Below are 20,916 nucleotides of genomic sequence, written 5' to 3' on the forward strand. Positions count from 1 at the left end.
ACCCGGGATGCGGATGCACCACCCATGGGCACCCTTCTGGACAGGCGCGAGCATAGCCAAGCCGACATGACATGTCTACCTCGTTTTGCTGCAATGCAGCATTCGCGGGACGCTTGTGTTGTCAAGCCTTGCGGTGGCGCAAAGCCGACGTTGTAACCGTCCTTGTATTAATTAATCCGAAAATTAATATGGATCGGAACCCTGCCATCTTTGTGGCGCTTCCGAAGTCTCGCACTGGCTCGATGCCCTCCCGCCCACCGACCGATCCCCCGCGCCGTCCCGGCCGCCCCGCCGCGCAGGCATCCGATGCCGGCCAGCGCGACCGCCTGATCGATGCCGCCGTCACGCTGTTCGCCCGCCATGGCGTGGCGGCCACCTCGACCAAGGCCATCGCCGCAGAAGCCGGCGTGACGCCGGCGCTGGTGCATTACTACTTTGGCGACCGCGACACGCTGCTCGACGCGATCTTCGAGGAACGGCTCCAACCGCTGATCGAACACGTGTTCGGCGCGCTGCAGGCTGGCCCGCCCGACCCCATCGCCCGCATCCAGGCGCTGGCGGAGCAACTGATCCGCACGGCATCGGCCACGCCATGGTTTCCGGGGTTGTGGATCCGCGAGATTGTCGGCACCGATGGCCAGCTGCGCGAGCGTCTGCTGCAGCGGGTGGCCCTGCAGCGCGCGCATCTGGTCGCCGGCCCGCTGGCGGCCGCCCATGCGCAGGGCCAGCTCAACCCCGGCCTGGCGCCCGCGCTGGTGATGGTGTCGCTGATCGGCCTGACACTGCTGCCGCTGGCCACCACGCACATCTGGCGCGCGCTGCCCGGCGCCGCCGACATCGACACCGACACGCTGGTGCGCCACGTCACCGCCCTGCTGGGTCATGGGCTGTCCGTGCCGCCCCAGGCCCCTGCCTGAACCTGGTATCCCGGAGCCCGCATGATGCTTCCCGTCCCACACCGCACCTGGCCCCTGCTGCTGGCCGCCCTGTCGTTGCCGCTGCTTGCTGCGTGCGGCAACGACAAGCCCCCCACCTGGCAGGGCTATGTCGAAGGCGAATTCGTCGCCGTGGCCTCGCCATTCGCGGGCCGGCTCGAAACGCTGTCGGTCGATCGCGGCCAGCAGGTCAGCAACGGCGCGCCGCTGTTCGTACTGGAATCCGATGACGAACGCGCGGCGCGCCAGCAGGCCGCCGAACAGGTGCGCGTGGCCGAGGCCCAGCTGGCCGACATCCAGACCGGCAAGCGCCCCGTGGAAGTGGCGGTCAACCAGGCGCAACTGGTGCAGGCCCAGGCGCAGGCCGGACGCAGTGCCGCCCAGCGCAAGCGCGACGAGGCGCAGTTCGACATCGGCGGCATCTCGAAGGCGCAGCTTGACGAAAGCCGCGCCACGGCCGATGCCGATGCCGCCCGCGTGCGCGAACTGCAGCGCGATATCGACGTGGCCCGGCTGCCCGGTCGCAAGGATCAGCTGGCCGCCCAGTCGGCCCAGGTGGACGCCGCGCGCGCCGCGCTGGCCCAGGCCGAGTGGAAGCTGTCGCGCAAATCGGTCAATGCCACGGTGTCCGGACTGGTCTACGACGTGCCGTTCCGCCCCGGCGAATGGGTGCCGGCGGGCAGCGCCGTGGTGCGCATGCTGCCGCCGGGCAACGTCAAGGTGCGCTTCTACGTGCCCGAGGCCGTGGTCGGATCGCTGAAGAACGGCCAGGCCATCACGATCCATTGCGATGGCTGCGCGGCCCCGGTGGCCGCCAAGGTCACCTATGTGTCGAACCAGGCCGAATACACGCCGCCCGTCATCTACAGCAACGAAACCCGCCGCAAACTCGTGTTCCTGATCGAGGCCAGACCCAGCGCCGCCGACGCGCCGAAGCTGCGTCCAGGCCAGCCGGTGGAGGTAACGCCATCATGAGCATCCAGCCCGGCAGCCGGCCGCAACCGGGCCAAGGCGACGGCAGCGCCACCGCCAACGGCCATCGCAACGGCGAACTGGTCATCGACGTGCACGACCTGAACAAGCACTTTGGCGACAAGCACGTGGTCAACAACCTGACCATGCAGGTGGCGCGCGGCGAGATCTTCGGCTTCCTGGGCCCGAACGGCAGCGGCAAGACCACCTCCATCCGCATGATGTGCGGGCTGCTGACGCCCGATTCCGGCTCCGGCACCTGCCTGGGCTACGACATCCTCAAGCAGGCCGCCGACATCAAGCGCAACGTGGGCTACATGACGCAGCGGTTCTCGTACTGGGAAGACCTGTCGATCCGCGAGAACCTCGACTTCGTCGCCCGCGTCTACGACATGCCCAACCGCAAGGACGTGGTGGCGCGCGCGCTGGAAGACCTGGGCCTGCAATCGCGCGCCGAGCAGCTGGCCGGTTCGTTGTCCGGCGGCTGGAAGCAGCGGCTGGCGCTGGCCGCGTGCCTGCTGCACGCGCCGCAACTGCTGCTGCTCGACGAACCGACTGCCGGCGTCGATCCCAAGGCGCGCCGCGATTTCTGGGAACAGTTGCACCAGCTGGCGGCGCGCGGCATCTCGGTGCTGGTCAGCACGCACTACATGGACGAGGCCGAACGCTGCCACAAGCTGGCCTATATCGCCTACGGCACGCTGCTGGCGCAGGGCACGTCCGATGAAGTGGTCGCCAGCCAGCACCTGAGCACGTGGAGCGTCGAGGGCGACAACCTGGCCGAGCTTTCCGCGCAGCTGCAGGGCAAGCCTGGCGTGGACCAGACCGTGGCGTTCGGCACCGCGCTGCATGTGACGGGCAAGGACGCCGCGCAGCTCGAACGGACGCTCCGGCAGTACGCGGGCGCCCACCACCGCCTGGTGCAGACCGAGACCAGCCTTGAGGACGTGTTCATCCACATGATGGGCGGCGCACAGGACAACATGGCCGCCCCGCCGCAAAAGAAGCCCGCGCACGGGCGCAGGGAGCCATCATGAGCGCCGCGCGCCCGTCCGCCCGCAATGCTTCGCGGCCAACGCACACGTCGTTCTCGCCGCAGCGATGGTGGAGCATCGTGCTGAAGGAATTCCTGCAGCTGCGCCGCGACCGCATCACGTTCGGCATGATCGTGGCCCTGCCGATCGTGCAACTGCTGCTGTTCGGCTTTGCCATCAACAGCGATCCGCGCCACATGCCCACGGCGGTGATCGTGGCCGAGCACAGCGATTTCTCGCGCACGTTCATCGCGGCGATGGAAAACACCACGTACTTCCGGGTGGTGCGCACGATGCCCGACGAGACCGCGGGGCGCGAGGCGCTGCTGCGGGGCGACGTGCAGTTCGTGGTCAATATCCCGCACGATTTCTCGCGGCGGCTGCTGCATGGCGACCGCCCCCAGATCCTGGTGGAAGCCGATGCCACCGACCCGTCCGCCACGGGCCAGGCCATCGCCGCGCTGGCGCAGTTGCCGGACACCGTCGCGCGCATCGATCTCAAGGGCGCGGTGGCGCCGCTGGCCGGCGGCAAACCGGCCTTCGACGTCAACGTGCAACGCCTGTACAACCCCGAAGGCATCACCCAGTACAACATCGTGCCGGGGCTGATGGGCACCATCCTGACGATGACGATGGTCATGATGACGGGCCTGGCCATGACGCGCGAACGCGAGCGCGGCACGATGGAAAACCTGCTGGCCACGCCGGTGCAGCCCATCGAGGTCATCTCGGGCAAGATCGTCCCGTACATCTTCATCGGCCTGATCCAGGCCACCATCATCGTGCTGGCCGCGCATTACGTGTTCTCGGTGCCGTTCCTGGGGTCGGTGCTGGCGGTGTACCTGGCCACGCTGCTGTTCATCGCGGCCAACCTGACGGTCGGCATCACGCTGTCGTCGCTGGCCAGCAACCAGCTGCAGGCGGTGCAGCTCACGTTCTTCTACTTCCTGCCTAACATCCTGCTGTCCGGCTTCATGTTCCCGTTCGCCGGCATGCCGACGTGGGCGCAGTGGATCGGCAACGTGCTGCCGATGACCTATTTCAACCGGATGGTCCGCAGCATCATGCTCAAGGGCAGCGGCTGGACCGAACTCTGGCCCAACGTCTGGCCCGTGGCGCTGTTCACGGTCATCGTCATGGGTATCGCCGTGCGCTTCTACAAGCGCACGCTGGACTGACAAGCGGAGCCTTGCCATGCGTACGTCCCCCCCCTTGCTGGCCCCGGTCGCCGCGCTTTGCGCGCTGCTGGCCGCCGGTTGCGCGGTCGGCCCGGACTTCCACAGCCCCGACGCGCCTGCCGACGCGCGCTACACCGCCGGCCCGCAGCCGCTGCAGATGCCGGCCCAGGGCTTCCCGACGCAAACGCTTCAGCCCGGCGATGTGCCCCCGCAATGGTGGACGCTGTTCGGCAACCCGCAGCTCGACGAGACGATACGCCTGGCGCTGGCCAGCAGCCCCACGCTGACGCAGGCGCGCGCCCGCCTGCGCGAAGCCCAGGAGAACCTGGCCGCGCGCACCGGGGCCACGCAATTCCCGCAGGTCGATGCCAAGCTCAACGCCACCCGCCAGCAGGTGGACCTGACCTCCGTCGGCATCACCCAGTTTCCGAGCCCCGGCCCGTTCACCCTCTACAACGCCAGCGTGCAGGTGTCCTACGCGCTGGATCTGTTTGGCGGGCAGCGGCGCGAACTCGAAGGCCTGCGCGCTGCGGTCGACTATCAACGCTACGAACTGGAGGCGGCCCGCCTGTCGCTGGCGGCCAACGTGGCCACCACGGCGATCCGCGAAGCCGGGCTGCGCGCGCAACTGGCCGATACGGTGGCCATCGCCGAAGCGCAGCAGCGTCAGCTTGGCATCATGCAGCAGCGACTGCAGGCAGGCGGCGTGGCCCGTGTGGACGTCCAGCGGCAGCAATCCGAACTGGCGCAGACGCAGGCGCTGCTGCCGGGGTTGTCGCAACAGCTCGACGCCGCACGCCATCAGCTGGCCGTCTACACCGGCCAGACCCCGGCCAGCGCGCAACTGCCCGAGTTCCGGCTTGACGACCTGCACCTGCCCGAAACGCTGCCGGTCAGCCTGCCCGGCGAACTGGCACGGCGCCGCCCCGATATCCGCGCGGCCGAGGCGCTGCTGCACCAGGCATCCGCCGACATCGGCGTGGCCACCGCCAATCTCTATCCGCAGATCACGCTGACGGCCAGCGGCGGCACCCAGCAGATGCGCGCCCGCGACCTGTTCAGCAGCATGAACGTCTGGAGCCTGGCCGCCGGCGTGGTGCAGCCGGTATTCCACGGCGGCGAACTGCGCGCGCAGAAACGCGCCAAGGAAGCGGCGTACGAACAATCGCTGGGCGCCTACCAGCAGGCCGTGCTGCAGGCGCTGCAAAACGTGGCGGACACGCTGCGCGCCCTCGACGCCGATGCCGGCACCCTGCAGGCCCGCGCCGACAATGCCCGGCAAACGCGCGACACGCTGGCCATCGTCAGCGAGCAATACCGGCTGGGCGGCGTGAGCCAGTTCACGGTGATCGACGCCGAACGCCAGGCCCGCCAGGCCGCGCTGGATTTGTCGCAGGCCCGCGCGGCCAGGCTGGCCGACTCGGCGGCGCTGATGCAGGCCTTGGGGGGTGGGTGGTGGGGGGAAGAGGCGACGGTGGGCAGCCTGAAATAGCGGGTGTCGGCACCGGAAACGCCCGCCCTCTCCCCCAGCCCCTCTCCCGCCCGCGGGAGAGGGGAGCGAACCGACGGTCCTTGTCACGCCGTGGCTCGCGAGTCAGCGGAGCGAACCGACAGTCCGTGTCACGCCATGGGTGTTCTCCCCTCTCCCGCGAGCGGGAGAGGGGCGGGGGAGAGGGCAAGCGCATCAAGTGCTATGCCCGTAGATATCCGCGCAACCGCCTCACCCCCTCATCCAGCCGCGTCACATCGCACGCGTAGCACCATCTGACAAAGCCCTCGCCCTCGTCGCCGAACGCGCTGCCGGGTGCCAGCCCAAGGTGTGCCTCGCGCACCAGGCGTTTGCAGAGCGCCAGGCTGTCCGCGGCGCCGGCTAGCCGGAAGAACACGTACATGGCGCCGTCGGGCGCGTGGGCTTCCACGCCTGGCAGGGTGGATAGCGCGCCGACCAGATGATCGCGCGACGTGCGCAGCCGCTGGACCAGGTCCTGGGTGAACGCCTCGCCCTGCTGCACGGCCACGATGCCGGCCTCCTGCACGAACGAGGGCGCGCAGGACGTGTTGTATTCGATCAGCTTGCCAAGGTCGTCCATCAGCGATGCGGGCAGCACCATCCAGCCCAGCCGCCAGCCCGTCATCAGCCAGGCCTTCGAAAACGAGTTCACCGCGATCACGCGTTCGTCGCGGCTGGCGATATCGAGGAACGACGGCGCGTTGCCCCCTTCGCTGCCGTAGTAGAGCCGTTCGTAGACCTCGTCGGCGATGATCCAGATGTCGTGGCGGCGGCAGTGGTCCAGCACGGCCTGCTGCTGGGCGCGCGGCATGACCCAGCCCGTGGGATTGTTGGGCGAATTGATCATCACCGCCCGCGTCCCGGGGGTCAGGGCGCGCAGCAGGCGGTCGATATCGAGGGTCCAGCCTTTGTCGCCGAAGTCGAGCGATACGGTGTCCACGGTGGCGCCGAGGATGCGCGGGATTTCCACCAGGTTGGGCCAGAGCGGCGTGACGCAGACCACGCGGTCGCCGGGGCCGGCCACCAGCTGGGCGGCCAGCATCAGCGCGTTGACGCCGGCGCTGGTCACGGCGATGTTGTCGACCGGCGTGGCGCCGTGCAGCCGCGTCACGTAGTCGGACAGCGCGGCCCGCAGCGGCGCGATGCCCAGGTTGTGCGTGTAGAACGTGGCGCCGCTGGCCAGCGCCTGCGCGGCGGCGTCGCGGATGAAGGCCGGGGTCACCTGATCCGACTCGCCGAACCAGAACGGCATGACATCGGGCAGGCCGATGCCCGCGTTGGCCACCTCGCGGATGCGCGAGGCGCGCAGGCCGTGGACGATGTCCCGCGCCAGCGGCACGGCTTCGTTGGTGGAAGGCAGGCGATACGGGCTGGCGGACATCGGCACTCCTGGAACGGAAACGGATGAAGCGCCTAGCGTACCGGAATCCCGCCGGGCCTGCCGGCGGGACTGCACTGGGGATTACGCGAAGCGGGCGCGCAGGTCGTCGGCCGTCATCGCCGCATAGCCCAGGCCGCTCAGCGGCGTACGCACGGCACGCAGCAGGCCGGCGTTGTCGGGCGCCGTGCTGCCGTCGGGCAATGTCATATTGTTCTCGAAACCGATGCGCGCATGCCCGCCCAGCATCACGGCCGCCGCCGCGCAGTCGGCTTCCTGCTTGCCGAACGCGCAAACCGCCCATTCGACACCGCTCTGGTCCAGCCCCACGTCGTGCCATGCGGCCAGGAACGGCAGCAGGTCCGTCGGCGACGACTTCTGGCCGGCCGAGTAGCGGCCCAGCACGAACAGCACCCAGTGCCGCCCGGCCGGAATGGTGCCGCTGGCCCGCAACGCGGCATAGCGGCGCACATCGTTGGCATCGTAGAGGATGTACTGCGCCACCACATGCTCGCGATGCATCCACTGGAAGAACGACTCGGCCGCCGGCAGCGCCGCATCGTCGGGCACCAGTTCGCGCACCGCCACCGACGCAGCCTCCGGCCGCAGCGCCCGCACCATCGCCATCTGCTGGGCCGGCTGGTAGATGCCCACCGCTTCGGTGGTCAACTGCAGCACCAGCTGCTGGCCGACGGCCTTGCGCACGGCCGCGATGGCCGGCTCGTAATCGGCAACTTCGAGGCTGTGCGTGGCGTCGGCCTTGCGGACGTGCAGGTGGATCATCGCCGCACCGGCCTCCACGCATTCACGCGCGCACTGCGCCAGTTCGTCGGGGGCGATAGGCAGCCGGGCGTGGTCGGCGTGGGTCTTGCGCGCGCCGTTGGGGGCCACGGCCAGGGCGAAGGGACGGCGCAGGGTATCGATCGTCATGGTTCGTTCCTCAGGCCGGCAGCACAGTGTTCACCGACTGCACGAAGCGGTCGACGATGTTGTCGATATCGGCCGGCGTGCAGATGAACGGCGGCGCGAACAGCACGTGGTCGCCATGGATGCCATCGACCGTGCCGCCCATCGGGTAGACCAGCAGGCCATTCTCCATGCAGGTGCGCTTGAGCACCGCGTGGGTCTTCTTCGCCGGATCGAGCGTAGCCTTGGTGGCGCGGTCGGCCACGAACTCCACGCCGACGAACAGGCCGCGGCCGCGCACGTCGCCCAGGTTCGGATGGCTGCCCAGCGCCTCGCGCAGCCGTGCACGCAGCTGTTCGCCACGCGCCAGCACGTTGTCGAGCAGCTTGTCCTCGGCAATCGTGCGCTGCACGGCCAGCGCAGCCGCGCAAGCGGTGGCGTGGCCGATATAGGTATGTCCGTGCTGGAAGAAGCCGCTGCCGCCGACGATGGCATCGTAGATCCGTGCGGTGGACATCATCGCGCCGATCGGCTGGTAGCCCGCGCCCAGGCCCTTGGCGATGGTCACGATGTCGGGCACCACGCCGTCTTCCTCGCAGGCGAACAGATAGCCGGTGCGGCCCATGCCGGACATCACTTCGTCCAGGATCAGCAGCACGCCGTACTTGTCGCACACCGCACGGATGCGCTTGAGGTAGTCCGCCACCGGCGGCACCGCGCCGGCCGTGGCCCCGACCACGGTCTCGGCCACGAAGCCGGCCACCGAATCGGGCCCCAGTTCCAGGATCTTGGCTTCCAGCTCGTCAGCCAGGCGCTGTGCATATTGCACGTCGGTCTCGCCGGCAGCCTGGTCGCGATAGGCATAGCACGGCGACACATGGTGCGCGGGCACCAGCAGCGGCAGGAACGGCTCGCGGCGCCAGGCGTTGCCGCCAATGGCCAGCGCGCCCAGCGTGTTGCCGTGATAGCTCTGGCGGCGCGCGATGAAATGGCGGCGCTGCGTCTGGCCCGTCTCGACGAAATACTGCCGCGCCAGCTTCAGCGCGGCTTCCACGGCCTCGGAGCCGCCCGACACGAAGTACACGTGGTTCAGGTCGCCCGGTGCGGCATCGGCCAGCGTCTGGGCCAGCGTTTCCGACACCTCGGTGGTAAAGAACGACGTGTGGGCGTAGGCCAGCGTATCCACCTGCTGCTTGATCGCCGCGATCACGCGCGGATGGCCGTGGCCCAGGCACGACACCGCCGCACCGCCCGAGGCATCCAGGTAGGCGCGGCCGTTGCTGTCGAACAGCTCGATACCCTTGCCGCCAACGGCGACAGGCAAGGTTTGCTTGGGATTGCGATGGAAGACGTGCGTCATGGTCGGCGTGCAAGAAAGCGCGTGGGGCGCGAAACAGGTAGCCAGTATAGGAACAACACACGGGCTACGCAACAACTGTTTCACGTAGACGACTCTACGAAACATACGATTCCCACGATTCCGCCAACACCGGCCGGCGAGCTATGCAACAATCGTTGCAAATCCCGCTTTTTCATCACATCGATGTCCGACGACCAGCCCAGCCCTCCCGAATCGCTCGACGCCCTGCTCGATCGACTGCGCACGGAATTTCCGAATCTCAGCGTCCAGTTCCAGGGCGGCGCGCGCTATCTGCTGGACCATCCGCGCGACATCGCCATCCAGTCGATGCGCAAGGTGGCCGCCAATGCCGGTGTGCAGCCGGCGACACTGGTGCGCCTGTCGCAGTCGTTGGGGTTCGACGGATGGCAGGGTCTGCGCGAGCTGTTCGTGACGGCCGTGCGCGAGGGCGGCAGCCAGCCGTACGCGCGCCGCGCGCGCAAGGTTGTCAAGGATTCGGACAAGCCCAGCGGCCCGGGCAAGATGCTGGCCGAGATGATCGAGGTGCAGCACCACAACCTCGACGCGCTGCTGGCCAACAATGCCGACACCCTGCCCCGCGCCGCCGACCTGCTGGCCGCCGCGCCCATCGTGCACGTGGCCGGCTTCCGCTCGTGCTTTCCGATCGCATTCACGTTCCACTACATCTACGGGCTGTTCCGCAGCTCGGTGCGACTGATCCGCGGCGACGCCGGCACACTGGAAATGGAACTGCGCGCGCTCAACGCCCGCGACGCCGTGCTGGTCGCCGGCTTCGCGCCCTACTCGCACGAAAGCCTGCGCGTGGCCCAGGCAGCGCGCGAGGCCGGCTGCAAGGTCATCGCCCTGACCGACAGCACCGTGGCCCCGATTGCCCTGGAGGCCGACTGCACGCTGCTGTTCGCCATCGACAGCCCATCGTTCTTCCCGTCGATTACGTCCGGCGTGACGATGGTGGAGGCGCTGGTCGAGCAACTGCTGGCCCGCAAGGGCAAGGGGGCGATCCGGGCGCTGGAGCAGACCGAGGGGCAGCTTCATCGTACGGGGGCATATTTGCCATAGCCGCTTTGGGCGGCGCCGGCACGGCAAAGCGAAGCGGTTCCGGCCGACGGCGTGGCTGCAGACAGTACGAGTGGTGCGGCCAGGCCACGCACAACGCCAGAATCGTCTTGGTAGCCGCGCTTACTCGAACGCCTCGTCGTTCGGATTCGCATACGCCTTCTTGATCTGCTCGCTCTGCGGCAGGTCGAACGAGATGTTCTTCGGCGGTACCGGCTTCTGGAACCACTTGGCGTAGAGCGTGTTGATCTCGCCGCTGCGCATCAGGCCCGTCATGGCGTTGTCCACCACCTGTTTGAAGCCGGGGTCGTCGCGGCGCATCATGAAGCCGTAGGCTTCGAAGGATTGCGGCGTGCCCACCACGGCCCAGTCGTCGGGCCGGGGCGCCAGGGTGCGGGCGCCGGACAGCAGCACGTCGTCCATCATGAATGCGGCCACGCGGCCCGACTGCAGGATCAGGAACGATTCCCCGTAGTCCTTGGCGCTCTGGATCGTCATGTTGGCGCCCTTTTCGTCGTTGAGCTTGCGCAGGATGCGCTCCGACGTCGTGCCCGCATTCGTCACCACGGACTTGCCGGCCAGGTCCGCGAAGTCGTGGACCGGGCTGCCCTTCTTGACCAGCAGCCGGGTGCCGGCCACGAAGTATGTGGTCGAGAACGCCACCTGCTGCTGGCGCGACTTCAGGTTGGTCGTGACGCCGCATTCCAGGTCCACCGTGCCGTTTTGCACCAGCGATTGGCGATTTTGCGATGTCACGGGGACCATGCGCACCTGCAGGTTCGGCGACCCGGTTTCCTTCTTGACGGCATCGACGACGCGGTCGCAGATGTCCTGGGCAAACCCGATCACTTTCTGGTTGGCGTCGTAATACGAGAACGGAATCGACGACGTCCGGTGCCCGATCGCGATCGTGTTGGACGACTTGATCTTGCTGAGCGTCGGGCTGGCGGCCACCGCCGCTGCGTCGGCGGCCAGCGCCGAACCGGCGCCACTGAACGCGGCCAGCAGCACCGCGGCACGGATCGGGAAGGACTGGGTCATGGAAACACTCCTGTTGAATGAAAGCGTCAGCTGTTGCAATGCTAGTCATTGAGCAACAAGTGTTCCATCATGGATAACCATGAAACAAATGGATTTTCCCCGAAGTCGGGCATGCGGCGCCCGGCTTTGGGGAAATGTGGCGGTGCGGCCGGGCGGTCAGTGCGCTGCCGGGGTGCGTGGAATGCCCTTCCACATGGCCAGTCCGCTTGCCAGCAGCAGGCTCGCCAGCAGGTACAGCGCGTTGTCCATGCTGCCCGTGTGCGTCTTGATCTGGCCGATCACCCAGGGGCTGACGATGCCGCTGGTGATGCCGATGCTGGAGATGAACGCGATACCCGTGGCGGCGGTCTGGGCCGGCAGGTGGCAGGGCGGCAGCGACCAGAAGATCGGCAAGGCGGCGAAGATCAGCACGGCCGCCACCGAGAGAATCGCCAGCGACACGCCCAGGCTCGGCACGTGCAGCGTCAGCGCCGCCAGGGCCAGCGCGCCGCCGGCGGTGCAGCACAGGAAGTGTCCATGGCGCTCGCCCAGCCGGTCGGAGCGGCGTGCGATCAGGATCAGCCCAACCGCGCCGATCGCATTCGGGATCACCGAGTACAGGCTGATCGCCATCACGTCGCGGATGCCGAAGTCCCGGATCATCAGCGGCATCCAGAACGACAGCGTCAGCGATCCGCAGGTCAGCGCGAAATAGATGAACGCGAACAGGTACAGGCGCGGATGGCGCAGCGCCTGACCCAGCGCCTGCAGCGAATGGGCGCGGCCGCCCTGGCCTTGCGTGCCGGCCGCGCGCTGCGCCACCAGGTAGTCCTGCTCGGCAGGCGTCAGCCAGCGCGCCTGGCGCGGGCCATCGACCAGACAGAACGCCGCCACCAGCCCCAGCAGCACGGCCGGCGCGCCTTCGATGGCGAACATCCATTGCCAGCCGTGCAGGCCCAGCACGCCGGCCATGTCGCGCATGATCCAGCCCGACACCAGCCCGCCCAGCACCCCGGCCACCGCCACGCCGGCAAAGAAGATCGCCATCACCGCGGCACGGCGGCGCGCCGGAAACCAGTAGGTCAGATACAGCACGATGCCCGGGAAGAAGCCCGCCTCGAACACGCCCAGCAGGAAGCGCAGCCAATAGAAGTGAGACGGCTGCGACACCAGCATCATGCCGACCGACGCCACGCCCCACAGCACCATGATGCGCGTGAATGTCCGGCGCGCCCCGAAACGCGCCAGCAGCATGTTGCTGGGCACCTCGCAGAGCACGTAGCCCACGTAGAACACGGCGGCGCCCAGGCCGTACATCGCATCGCTGAAGCCCAGGTCCTGCTTCATCTGCAACTGCGCAAAACCGATGTTGATGCGGTCCAGGAACGACACCACGTAGCAGACGAACAGGAACGGGATGATGCGCAGCCAGACCTTGCGGTACAGCGCGTCTTCCTGCGGCAGCGGCAGGCTGTGTGGCAAGGGGGCGGACGAGATGTCGGGCAATGCGGGGGCGGCGCCCAGGCTCTGGGTGTGCATGGTTGTCTCCGGATTCAGCAGGGTGGCAGGCGCGAGTCGCCCCCGGGGCGTCGGATTGCGCCCCTGCGGAGGTCGATCGCGGATTCGGTGGTGGTTAGGCGGAACTAGGCCGGCGCGGGCGCTTCGGCTGCCGCACGGGCCAGCCGCATGGCCTCGACCAGTGTGTCGTGGTCGCCGATATGGTTGGCCAGCAGCAGGATCAGCCGCGCGTTGACGGCCTGGCTGGCGGCGTCGTCGAGGTCGCGGTGCATGTCGATCAACGCCTCGTAGAAGTCGTCGGGGCGTGCAAGGTTGGGGGCGGTATTGAGCGGCATGGGGCCTGTCTCCTTCGGATGGCTGGGTTCAGGACTTCAGGGCTTCAGGCCAGGGCCGCTGCCTGGACCGGGGCGGAGGGCGTCAGGGTCCGGGATACCGGCGCGTTGCCGGTGGCACGGGCCAGTGCAGCGGCGATACCCGCCACATCGACACCGCGCCAGCGTGCGCATACGTGCTGGTCCGGCCGGATCAGGTAGCAGGTGCCGGCACGCGCGTCGTAGCGGCTGGCGGCCAGGCCCTCGGCATCGCGCAGCACCGTGGCACCGGGCCAGGCCTGTGCCGATGCCGAAATGGCCGGGTCGGTGACAAACACCACGCGCAGCGGAATGCCGCCCTGCTGCAGCGTGCGCAGCGCCTCGGCCTGCGCGGCATCGAGCCCGGCCGGCGGGCCGAACACCAGCACCACGAACGCGCTGCCCAGGTGCTGCAGCAGCCACGGCTTGCCGGCCGCATCGGCCACGGGTGCGTCCACGCATGCCGCCCCCGGCGCCATGGCGCCGCCGAATGCATCGGCATCGGCCGTGTTGAGTGTCGAATCGTGCAGCACCGCCGGCACCGACAGGCGACCGCTGTTGACCAGCTGCCGCGCGAACGCATGATCGCGCGCCAGCGTCAGCACGGCATCGCGGAACACCCGGCTGACCGCGCTCTTCGGCGTGATGAAATCGGTGGCGCGCGTGGAATTGCGGATGTTCTCGTCCGCCGCGTATTCGCGTTCGCTGGCGTAGGTGTCCAGCAGGCTGTCGGGCGCCTTGCCCTGCAGCACATAGGCCAGTTTCCAGGCCAGGTTCTCGGCGTCCTGCACGCCGCTGTTGGCGCCACGCGCGCCGAAGGGGGACACCCCGTGCGCGGCATCGCCGGCGAACAGCACGCGGCCATGGCGGAAGCTGTCCATGCGCACGCAGGCAAACGTGTAGACGCTGACCCATTCCAGTTCGAACTTCGCGTCGGGGCCCAGCAGCGCCTGCACGCGGGGGATCACGCGCTCGGGCGCCTTCTCGGCCACGGGGTCGGCATCCCAGCCCAGCTGGAAGTCGATGCGCCAGACGTTGTCGGGCTGGCGGTGCAGCAGCACCGACTGGTTCGGATGGAACGGCGGGTCGAACCAGAACCAGCGTTCGGCCGGAAACGGCGCCTCCATCTTCACATCGGCAATCAGGAAGCGGTCGCGGAACGTGTGGCCATGGCTTTCCTGCCCCAGCATCTTGCGCAGCGGGCTGCGCGAGCCGTCGGCCGCCACCACGTAGCGGCCGCACAGCGTGTAGCAGCCGTCGGGCGTCTCGATGGTCAGCGCCACGTGGTCGGGGTGCTGTGCCACGGCCACCGCGCGGCTCTTCCAGCGGATGTCGATATTGGGCATCGCCCGCGCGCAGTCGAGCAGGTAGCCCTCGACGTAATACTGCTGCAGGTTGATGAACGCCGGACGCCGATGGCCGGCCTCGGGCAGCAGGTCGAACGCGTAGATCTGGCGGTCCTGCAGAAACACCCTGCCCACATGCCAGCGCACGCCCTTGTCGACCATGCGGTCGCCGCAGCCCAGGCGGTCGAAGATGTCCAGCGTGCGCTTGGCAAAGCAGATCGCCCGCGAGCCGGTGGACAGCGTGCAGTCGTCATCGACCAGCACCACCGGCACGTCGTGGCGCGCCAGGTCGATCGCGGTGGCCAGCCCCACCGGCCCCGCGCCCACCACGATCACGGGATGCGGCCCCTCGGCCCGGTGGCCCGCCTGCTGCTCGGCACAGGGCACGTAGGCGTACGTCTGCTTCTGGTAGTCGATCTCGACTTCGGTACTGCTCATGGTGTCTCCGTCCACTTGTATGTGGTTGCGTTCTTTTGCTCCGCTGTCCCGCGAAGTGGAAGAGCGGTTGGGGGAGAGGCCTGGCGGTTCTGCTTGCTACCTGTGGCCAGTGGAACTGCCCTGCCCTCTCCCCCGCCCCTCTCCCGCCGTGCGGAAGAGGGGAGAAGACCATCGCACCGGCTTGCACCGGCTTGCGCCTGCCTATGCCGGCTTATGCCTGCAACGCCGCCCACATCTCCTGATCGCGCTGCGCCGTCCAGATGCGCGGATGCGTGATGCCGGACGCCTCGTCGAACGCGCGCGACACGTCGAACGGCAGGCAGTGCTCGTAGATGAATACGTGGCCGAACTTCGGGTCCATCGCCTTGCGCGTATGCGCCATGGCGGCCTTCAGGTCGAGCTTGTCGGCCACGGCTTCGCGGCCGGCCTGCAGCAGCGTGGAGACGAAATCCTTGGTGTAGGCCAGACCCTTGGCCACATCGGCCGGGGTGGTCAGCGCGGGGCCGCGGCCCGGCACCAGCTTTTCGGGCTGCAGCGCGGCCAGCGCGTCCAGCGTGGCCGGCCATTGTTCGAGCTGGGCGTCGCCGCAGTAGCAGGCGGCGTCGTACTCGACCAGGTCGCCCGAGAACAGCACCTTCTGCTGCGGCAGCCACACCACGGTGTCGCCCTTGGTGTGGCCCGCGCCCAGGTGGGCGATGCGCACTTCGAGCTTGCCCATGAACAGCGTGATCTCGCGCTCGAAAACCAGCGTCGGCCACGTCAGGCCCGGCACGGTTTCCACGCCGGCGAACAGGCGCGGAAAGCGTTCGATCTCGGATTTCATGTCGGCCTCGCCGCGCTCCACGATCATCTCGTAGGTGCCACGGCTGGCGATGACCTGCTGCGCGCCCTCGGCAAAGTAGGCCGACGCGCCCAGCACACGCACGGCGTGATAGTGCGACAGCACCACGTACTTGATCGGCTTGTCGGTGATCTCGCGGATGCGGGCAATCAGGTCCTGCGCCATGGCCGGCGTGGCGGTGGTGTCCACGATCATCACGCCGTCGTCGCCAATGATCACGCCCGAATTGGGGTCGCCCTCGGCCGTATAGGCCCAGGCGTTTTCCGAAAGCTGGGTGAAGGTGATCTGCTTGGCTTCCAGGTCGGCCTGGGATGCGAATGCTTTTGCCATGTCTGCCTCGTTGTCTTGTGTAGGGGGATGGGTCGGGCGATCACGCGGGGGGATCGGCGTGAATGAATCTTAGGAAGATGGCCATTTTTAGTCAATGGCAAATACGATTGCTATTTGCTAAATTACCCGCCAAGCCTTGTCGCAGCGTAGGCGACGCGGGAAAACCCCGATGCCGAGGCGCCGCGCCATGCGCCTGAGAGGCCGCCCGCTGGCGATGCATCGCGTACCATTGGGCTCTTTCCGACAGACAGGGCAGCACGCAGGCATGGCAAGACCCCCGGGCGAATCCGCCGGCAAGACACAGCGCGGCATCCAGAGCGTGGAGGTGGGTGGCCGCCTGCTGCAGGCGCTGGCCGATGCACGCCGGCCGCTGGCCCTGGCCGAACTGGCCGCCGCCGCGCAACTGGCGCCGGCGCAGGCGCATACCTACCTGGTCAGCCTGACGCGCCTGGGGCTCATCAAGCGCGATCATCTCGACGGCAGCTACGAACCGGGGCCGCTGGCCTTGCGCCTGGGCATGCTGCATCTGGACCACACGCCGGCGTACCGGGCGGCCGTGCCGCACGTGCAGGCGCTGGCCTCGGCCATCGGCTGGAACGTGGCCGTCAGCCTGCCCACGCCGCAGGGGCCGACCATCGTCCATTACGCGTCCGCCGGGTCGCCGCTGCACGTCAACCTGCATGTGGGTACGGTCATGGCCCTGGCCACCACGGCCACCGGCCGCACGTACTGCGCGTTCCAGCCGCCAGCGCACTGGCAGCCGATCTGGCGCCAGCAAGAGGCTGGTGCGTCTTCCGCGGATACCCTGCCCGCCTTCATGGATCAACTGGCCGCCGTGCGCCAGCGCGGCATGGAACGCAGCATCGATACGCCCAGCCCGGCCGTCAGCAGCCTGGCGATGCCGCTGCTCGATGCCGACGGCGCGCTGCGCCTGGTGCTGACCGCCATCGGATCCACGGGCGCCATCGACGTCGACTGGCAAGGCCCGGTGGCGCGCACGCTGCGCGGGGCCATCGACGACATCGCGCGGGCAATGGAGGCGACATGACCGAACTGGAAGACAGCAAACCCCAGCGCGGCATCCAGTCGCTCGACAATACCGGCCAGTTGCTCAATGCGCTGGCCGACGCCGGCCGTCCGCTTTCGCTTGGCGAACTGGCGCGCGCCGCCGGCATGGCGCCGGCCAAGGCGTTCCCGCATCTGGTCAGCCTGCAGAAAATCGGCCTGCTGACGCGCAATGCCGACGGCGACTTCGAGGCCGGCATGCTGGCGCTGGAAATGGGCCTGGTGGCGCTGCAGCGCCTGTCGCCCACGCGCGAGGCCGAGCCCGAGGTGGTGGCGCTGGCGCATGCCACTGGCCTGTCGGTGGCGATGGCGGTGTTCGGGCCCCTGGGGCCCACGGTGATCCGGCTGGAAGAAGCGTCGCGTCCGCAGCACGTCAGCCTGCGCGTGGGCACGGTGCTGTCGATGGTCAACACGGCCATCGGCCGCACGTTTGCCGCCCATCTGCCCGATGACGTACTGACCCAGGCGCTGGCGCAGGATGCGATCCGCATGGCGGGCGTGCCCGTGGATACGGCGACACGGCAGGCCGCCATCCCGCGCTGGCGCCAGATCCGCGACGACGGCATCGACAACGCCGTCAGCCGCCCCGTGCCCGGCATCGACACCCTGGCCGCCCCGGTGTTCGACCACACCGGCGCGCTGGCGCTGGTCATCGCCGTGATGGGCAGCAGCGGCAGCTTCGACAGCGCGCTGGACAGCGAGGTGGCCCAGCTGGTCAGGCAGGCGGCGCGGCGGTTGTCGTGGCGGTTCGGGGCGATGGGCGCCAGCGGGGGCTGACGCGGCATACCCGCCCGCGCCAGCCGCCGGCCGTGCCTCGCCCCATCGTCATTCGTCCAGTTTCCGGGCGCCGATGCTGGCCAGATAGTCGTCCACGGCGCTGCCCACGGTGGGATGGAAGCAGGCGTTGGGGAAGGTTTCGGTCAGCTCGAAGCGCCGCAGCTTGTCGCGGACCGGGTCCTTCATTTCGGCGAAATGCAGCGCCACGCCGTCCACGGCCAGGTTCTGGCTCAGTTCGCGCAGCATGTCGGCCGACGTGACGTCCACGCTGGTGACCGGCTCGGCCGCCACCACCACCCAGCGTACCGGCTTCGGCGCCGCCTCCACGGCCTCCGTCAGGCGCTGCTGGAACAGTTCGGCATTGGCAAAGAACAGCGGTGCGTCCCAGCGGAACAGCACCAGCCCGTCGATCAGCGCCGCATGGGGATAGCGTTTCAGGTCGTGGTAGCCGCGCAGGCCCGACACCCGGCCCAGTACCGCGAAATGCGGCCGCCAGCCGTCCCACAGGAATTCGATCACGGCCAGGACCACGGCCAGGCAGATGCCCGGAATCGTGCCGAATACGGCCACGGCGGCAAAGCACAGCATCGACAGCCAGAACTCCCACTGCTGGATGCGATAGATGCGCTGCAGATCCTTGAACTCGAACAGCCCGATGGCCGCCGCGATCACCACGGCGGCCAGCGCGCTGTTGGGCAGGTAGCGCAGCAGGTTGGGCGCCACCAGCAGCAGGGCCGCCACGGCAATGGCGCCGACCACGCCAGTCAGCTGCGTGCGGGCGCCGGCAGCCTCGGCCACCGGCGTGCGCGACGCGCTGCTGCTGATCGGAAATCCCTGGAACAGCCCGGCCGCCAGGTTGGCCACGCCCAGGCCCACCATCTCCTGATTCGGGTCCACCCGCGTATGGGTGCGCGCGGCATAGGTGCGCGACAGCACGCTGGTATCGGCAAAGGCGATCAGCGCCACGGCACAGCCGCCCAGTGCGACCCGGACGATATCCACGCCGCTGAACCACGGTAGCGCGAACGTCGGCAGCCCCTGCGGGATCTCGCCCAGCACCTTCACGCCCTGGTGATCGAGCCGCAACACGCTGACCGCCAGCGTGGCCAGCACCACGGCGATCAGGATGCCCGGCACGCGTTCGAATCGCTTCAGGAACAGGATCAACACCAGGCTGGCCGCGCCCACGGCAAAGCTGTACCAGTTGGCCTTGCCGTCAGCGATGGCCTGCGCCAGCCACCACAGCTCGCGCAGCGGCCCGGCATCGTCGACCTTGATGGCGAACAGCTTTGGCAACTGGCTGACCAGCACCGTCAGGGCGATGCCGTTCATATAGCCGTAGCGGATCGGCTTGGACAGCAGTTCGGTAATGAACCCCAGCCGCAGCAGGCCCAGCACGATGCAGAACAGGCCGGCCACGATGGCCATCAGGCTGGCGGTGGCCACCGCGCGCATCGGGTCGCCGCCGGACATGCCAATCACCACCGCCAGGATCGGCGCGGCCAGCGCGGAATCGGGCCCCAGCACCAGGATGCGGCTTGGCCCGAACAGCGCGTAGGCCAGCAGCGGGATGATGGTCGCGTAGAGCCCGTACACGCCCGGCACGCCCGACGCCTCGGCATAGGCGATACCCACCGGCACCAGCATCGTGGTCAGCACGAGCCCCGCCGCCAGGTCACGCGGCAGCCAGGCTGCCTCGTAGGTGCGCAGCATGGCCAGTCCGGGCAGCCAGCGCAGCCAGTGGGGGGCCGGCGCGTGGGCGGGCGTTGGAGTAGGCGCGGTGGATGCCATGGGACCCTTTTTGTGTTGGTGACACGCCGGAGATCGGTGTGATTCAGCATAGGTCCCGCATGCGCCAAAGCAAGCGCACGAATGTGTCGCATGACACACCCCCCTTCAGCTGGCACCCACGTACGGCCCCGCCGGGGGGCCCGGGCGATCAGCCCGTCAATCGAGGCGATCCGGTATCGGCGACGAAGGAAGACGCCCGCCGAGTCGGCGGTGCCGGGGGCTCAGCACAGATGCAGCGCCACGCCGGCGCGCTCGCACAGGGCCGGCAACGATGGCAGCGCGTCGGTGGCTTCGGCGTCTGTGAACAGGTGGTCGATCTGGTCCAGGCCGGCCACGCGGCACGGCGCGTGGCGCAGGCACTTGCTGCTGTCGGCCAGCAGCACGCGCAGATGGCTGTGCGACAGCAACACCTGGCTCAATTCGGCCTCCTCCGGCTGGAATTCGTAGAACGTACCGTCCGCGTCGATGCCGGCGGCGCCGCAGATCGCCACATGCGCACGAAAACGTCGGACAAAATCCAGGGTGACACTGCCCATCACATCGAAATCGCCGGCACGCAGCCGTCCGCCCGTGACCCAGGTTTCGATGCGGGGCTTGTCAGCCAGCGCATGCACGGCACCGAGGTTGTTGGTGATCACGCGCAGCGGCAGGTCGTCCGGCAGGGCGCGGGCAAAGTCGGCCACCGTGGTGCCATAGCCCAGGAACACCGTGGCATCGGCCTCGACGATGCCAATGGCTGCCTCGGCAATGCGCCGCTTGCGCTCCACATGCGCGGTACTGCGTTGCAGGTAGCTGATGTTGTGCTGGCTGGCCGGCAGGCTCAGCCCGCCGTGCATGCGTCGCGCCAGCCCTTGCACGCTCAATTCGTTAATGTCGCGCCGGATGGTCTGGCTGCTGACGCCAAAGCGGCTGGCCAGTTGTTCGGTACTGAGGTAGCCGGCATCATTCAGCCAGCCGAAGATTTCACGTTGCCGCAGGGTCAGGCTCATCGACGCTCATTCGCTCACGTTGCATGGTCGAACGAAATGTAAGCGCGCGATATGACACTTCCGTGACAGTCTTGCCCCCCCCCGCCTGGGGGGCCGGGCTG

The 20,916-nt window shown here is 68.3% G+C and carries 18 protein-coding genes; 8 read left to right on the forward strand and 10 right to left on the reverse strand.

Going from position 1 to position 20,916, the window contains the following annotated elements; translation table 11 throughout:
• Positions 1-242 precede the first annotated feature (242 nt).
• From AC24R4_RS14755 to AC24R4_RS14775, 5 genes are read left to right on the forward strand one after another with little or no spacing between them, the layout of a single operon-like run.
• Positions 243-917, forward strand: coding sequence for a TetR/AcrR family transcriptional regulator (locus AC24R4_RS14755; RefSeq protein ID WP_400392969.1), 675 nt, complete (start codon positions 243-245; stop codon positions 915-917).
• A gap of 21 nt (positions 918-938) precedes the next feature.
• Positions 939-1,910, forward strand: coding sequence for an HlyD family secretion protein (locus AC24R4_RS14760; protein WP_400392971.1), 972 nt, complete (start codon positions 939-941; stop codon positions 1,908-1,910).
• Positions 1,907-2,944, forward strand: a complete 1,038-nt coding sequence (locus tag AC24R4_RS14765) for an ABC transporter ATP-binding protein (RefSeq protein ID WP_400392973.1) — start codon at positions 1,907-1,909, stop codon at positions 2,942-2,944. The genes AC24R4_RS14760 and AC24R4_RS14765 overlap by 4 nt, the downstream gene beginning before the upstream one ends.
• On the forward strand, positions 2,941-4,119 hold the full coding sequence (locus AC24R4_RS14770) for an ABC transporter permease (protein ID WP_400392975.1): 1,179 nt from the start codon (positions 2,941-2,943) through the stop codon (positions 4,117-4,119). Before AC24R4_RS14765 ends, AC24R4_RS14770 begins: the two co-directional genes overlap by 4 nt.
• A gap of 16 nt (positions 4,120-4,135) precedes the next feature.
• Positions 4,136-5,611 carry an efflux transporter outer membrane subunit gene (locus AC24R4_RS14775; RefSeq protein ID WP_487523303.1) on the forward strand — a complete coding sequence of 492 codons (1,476 nt, stop codon included), beginning with the start codon at positions 4,136-4,138 and terminating at the stop codon, positions 5,609-5,611.
• A 199-nt stretch (positions 5,612-5,810) separates the two neighbouring features.
• Here the strand turns inward: AC24R4_RS14775 and AC24R4_RS14780 are convergent, their stop codons facing one another.
• The 3 genes from AC24R4_RS14780 to AC24R4_RS14790 all read right to left on the reverse strand — a co-directional run bounded on the left by AC24R4_RS14780 (position 5,811) and on the right by AC24R4_RS14790 (position 9,273).
• Positions 5,811-7,010, reverse strand: a complete 1,200-nt coding sequence (locus AC24R4_RS14780) for a pyridoxal phosphate-dependent aminotransferase (RefSeq protein ID WP_487523304.1) — start codon at positions 7,008-7,010, stop codon at positions 5,811-5,813.
• Between the two features lie 81 nt (positions 7,011-7,091).
• Positions 7,092-7,937 carry a beta-keto acid cleavage family enzyme gene (locus tag AC24R4_RS14785; RefSeq protein WP_400394903.1) on the reverse strand — a complete coding sequence of 282 codons (846 nt, stop codon included), beginning with the start codon at positions 7,935-7,937 and terminating at the stop codon, positions 7,092-7,094.
• A 10-nt stretch (positions 7,938-7,947) separates the two neighbouring features.
• On the reverse strand, positions 7,948-9,273 hold the full coding sequence (locus AC24R4_RS14790) for an aspartate aminotransferase family protein (protein ID WP_400394900.1): 1,326 nt from the start codon (positions 9,271-9,273) through the stop codon (positions 7,948-7,950).
• 183 nt (positions 9,274-9,456) lie between these two features.
• On the opposite strand from AC24R4_RS14790, the gene AC24R4_RS14795 reads away from it, so the two are divergent.
• Positions 9,457-10,353 carry a MurR/RpiR family transcriptional regulator gene (locus tag AC24R4_RS14795; protein ID WP_400394898.1) on the forward strand — a complete coding sequence of 299 codons (897 nt, stop codon included), beginning with the start codon at positions 9,457-9,459 and terminating at the stop codon, positions 10,351-10,353.
• Between the two features lie 120 nt (positions 10,354-10,473).
• Here AC24R4_RS14795 and AC24R4_RS14800 read toward each other — a convergent pair whose 3' ends face one another.
• From AC24R4_RS14800 to AC24R4_RS14820, 5 genes are all read right to left on the reverse strand, one after another.
• Positions 10,474-11,391, reverse strand: a complete 918-nt coding sequence (locus AC24R4_RS14800) for a glutamate/aspartate ABC transporter substrate-binding protein (protein WP_153946501.1) — start codon at positions 11,389-11,391, stop codon at positions 10,474-10,476.
• Between the two features lie 156 nt (positions 11,392-11,547).
• Positions 11,548-12,909 carry an MFS transporter gene (locus AC24R4_RS14805; RefSeq protein WP_487523305.1) on the reverse strand — a complete coding sequence of 454 codons (1,362 nt, stop codon included), beginning with the start codon at positions 12,907-12,909 and terminating at the stop codon, positions 11,548-11,550.
• Positions 12,910-13,013: 104 nt separating this feature from the next.
• A complete protein-coding gene (locus tag AC24R4_RS14810) occupies positions 13,014-13,223 on the reverse strand; it encodes a DUF2783 domain-containing protein (protein WP_400396641.1) in 210 nt (69 codons plus the stop codon).
• 44 nt (positions 13,224-13,267) lie between these two features.
• Complete coding sequence (locus tag AC24R4_RS14815; protein ID WP_400396643.1) at positions 13,268-15,022, reverse strand: FAD-dependent oxidoreductase; 1,755 nt, start codon at positions 15,020-15,022, stop codon at positions 13,268-13,270.
• A gap of 211 nt (positions 15,023-15,233) precedes the next feature.
• Entirely contained in the window at positions 15,234-16,193 is a 960-nt protein-coding gene (locus AC24R4_RS14820) for an MBL fold metallo-hydrolase (protein WP_400395558.1), read from the reverse strand.
• Between the two features lie 265 nt (positions 16,194-16,458).
• Between AC24R4_RS14820 and AC24R4_RS14825 the strand changes: the two genes are divergently transcribed.
• The gene (locus AC24R4_RS14825; RefSeq protein WP_400395557.1) at positions 16,459-17,241 is read left to right on the forward strand and encodes an IclR family transcriptional regulator; all 783 of its coding nucleotides are present in this window, start codon (positions 16,459-16,461) and stop codon (positions 17,239-17,241) included.
• Positions 17,238-18,035, forward strand: coding sequence for an IclR family transcriptional regulator (locus AC24R4_RS14830; protein WP_400395554.1), 798 nt, complete (start codon positions 17,238-17,240; stop codon positions 18,033-18,035). The genes AC24R4_RS14825 and AC24R4_RS14830 overlap by 4 nt, the downstream gene beginning before the upstream one ends.
• Positions 18,036-18,083: 48 nt before the next feature.
• Here AC24R4_RS14830 and AC24R4_RS14835 read toward each other — a convergent pair whose 3' ends face one another.
• Positions 18,084-19,826 carry a SulP family inorganic anion transporter gene (locus AC24R4_RS14835; protein WP_487523306.1) on the reverse strand — a complete coding sequence of 581 codons (1,743 nt, stop codon included), beginning with the start codon at positions 19,824-19,826 and terminating at the stop codon, positions 18,084-18,086.
• Between the two features lie 221 nt (positions 19,827-20,047).
• Positions 20,048-20,815, reverse strand: a complete 768-nt coding sequence (locus AC24R4_RS14840; RefSeq protein WP_487523307.1) for a DeoR/GlpR family DNA-binding transcription regulator — start codon at positions 20,813-20,815, stop codon at positions 20,048-20,050.
• Positions 20,816-20,916 lie beyond the last annotated feature (101 nt).

The sequence above is a fragment of the Cupriavidus sp. CER-90 genome (genome assembly GCF_057652055.1).

What these genes read in the sequence shown, in the direction of transcription:
- AC24R4_RS14755 (WP_400392969.1), top strand. Translation starts at nt 243, where the DNA reads ATGCCCTCCCGCCCACCGACCGATCCCCCGCGCCGTCCCGGCCGCCCC.
- AC24R4_RS14760 (WP_400392971.1), top strand. Translation starts at nt 939, where the DNA reads ATGATGCTTCCCGTCCCACACCGCACCTGGCCCCTGCTGCTGGCCGCC.
- AC24R4_RS14765 (WP_400392973.1), top strand. Translation starts at nt 1,907, where the DNA reads ATGAGCATCCAGCCCGGCAGCCGGCCGCAACCGGGCCAAGGCGACGGC.
- AC24R4_RS14770 (WP_400392975.1), top strand. Translation starts at nt 2,941, where the DNA reads ATGAGCGCCGCGCGCCCGTCCGCCCGCAATGCTTCGCGGCCAACGCAC.
- AC24R4_RS14775 (WP_487523303.1), top strand. Translation starts at nt 4,136, where the DNA reads ATGCGTACGTCCCCCCCCTTGCTGGCCCCGGTCGCCGCGCTTTGCGCG.
- AC24R4_RS14780 (WP_487523304.1), bottom strand. Translation starts at nt 7,010, where the DNA reads ATGTCCGCCAGCCCGTATCGCCTGCCTTCCACCAACGAAGCCGTGCCG.
- AC24R4_RS14785 (WP_400394903.1), bottom strand. Translation starts at nt 7,937, where the DNA reads ATGACGATCGATACCCTGCGCCGTCCCTTCGCCCTGGCCGTGGCCCCC.
- AC24R4_RS14790 (WP_400394900.1), bottom strand. Translation starts at nt 9,273, where the DNA reads ATGACGCACGTCTTCCATCGCAATCCCAAGCAAACCTTGCCTGTCGCC.
- AC24R4_RS14795 (WP_400394898.1), top strand. Translation starts at nt 9,457, where the DNA reads ATGTCCGACGACCAGCCCAGCCCTCCCGAATCGCTCGACGCCCTGCTC.
- AC24R4_RS14800 (WP_153946501.1), bottom strand. Translation starts at nt 11,391, where the DNA reads ATGACCCAGTCCTTCCCGATCCGTGCCGCGGTGCTGCTGGCCGCGTTC.
- AC24R4_RS14805 (WP_487523305.1), bottom strand. Translation starts at nt 12,909, where the DNA reads ATGCACACCCAGAGCCTGGGCGCCGCCCCCGCATTGCCCGACATCTCG.
- AC24R4_RS14810 (WP_400396641.1), bottom strand. Translation starts at nt 13,223, where the DNA reads ATGCCGCTCAATACCGCCCCCAACCTTGCACGCCCCGACGACTTCTAC.
- AC24R4_RS14815 (WP_400396643.1), bottom strand. Translation starts at nt 15,022, where the DNA reads ATGAGCAGTACCGAAGTCGAGATCGACTACCAGAAGCAGACGTACGCC.
- AC24R4_RS14820 (WP_400395558.1), bottom strand. Translation starts at nt 16,193, where the DNA reads ATGGCAAAAGCATTCGCATCCCAGGCCGACCTGGAAGCCAAGCAGATC.
- AC24R4_RS14825 (WP_400395557.1), top strand. Translation starts at nt 16,459, where the DNA reads ATGGCAAGACCCCCGGGCGAATCCGCCGGCAAGACACAGCGCGGCATC.
- AC24R4_RS14830 (WP_400395554.1), top strand. Translation starts at nt 17,238, where the DNA reads ATGACCGAACTGGAAGACAGCAAACCCCAGCGCGGCATCCAGTCGCTC.
- AC24R4_RS14835 (WP_487523306.1), bottom strand. Translation starts at nt 19,826, where the DNA reads ATGGCATCCACCGCGCCTACTCCAACGCCCGCCCACGCGCCGGCCCCC.
- AC24R4_RS14840 (WP_487523307.1), bottom strand. Translation starts at nt 20,815, where the DNA reads ATGAGCCTGACCCTGCGGCAACGTGAAATCTTCGGCTGGCTGAATGAT.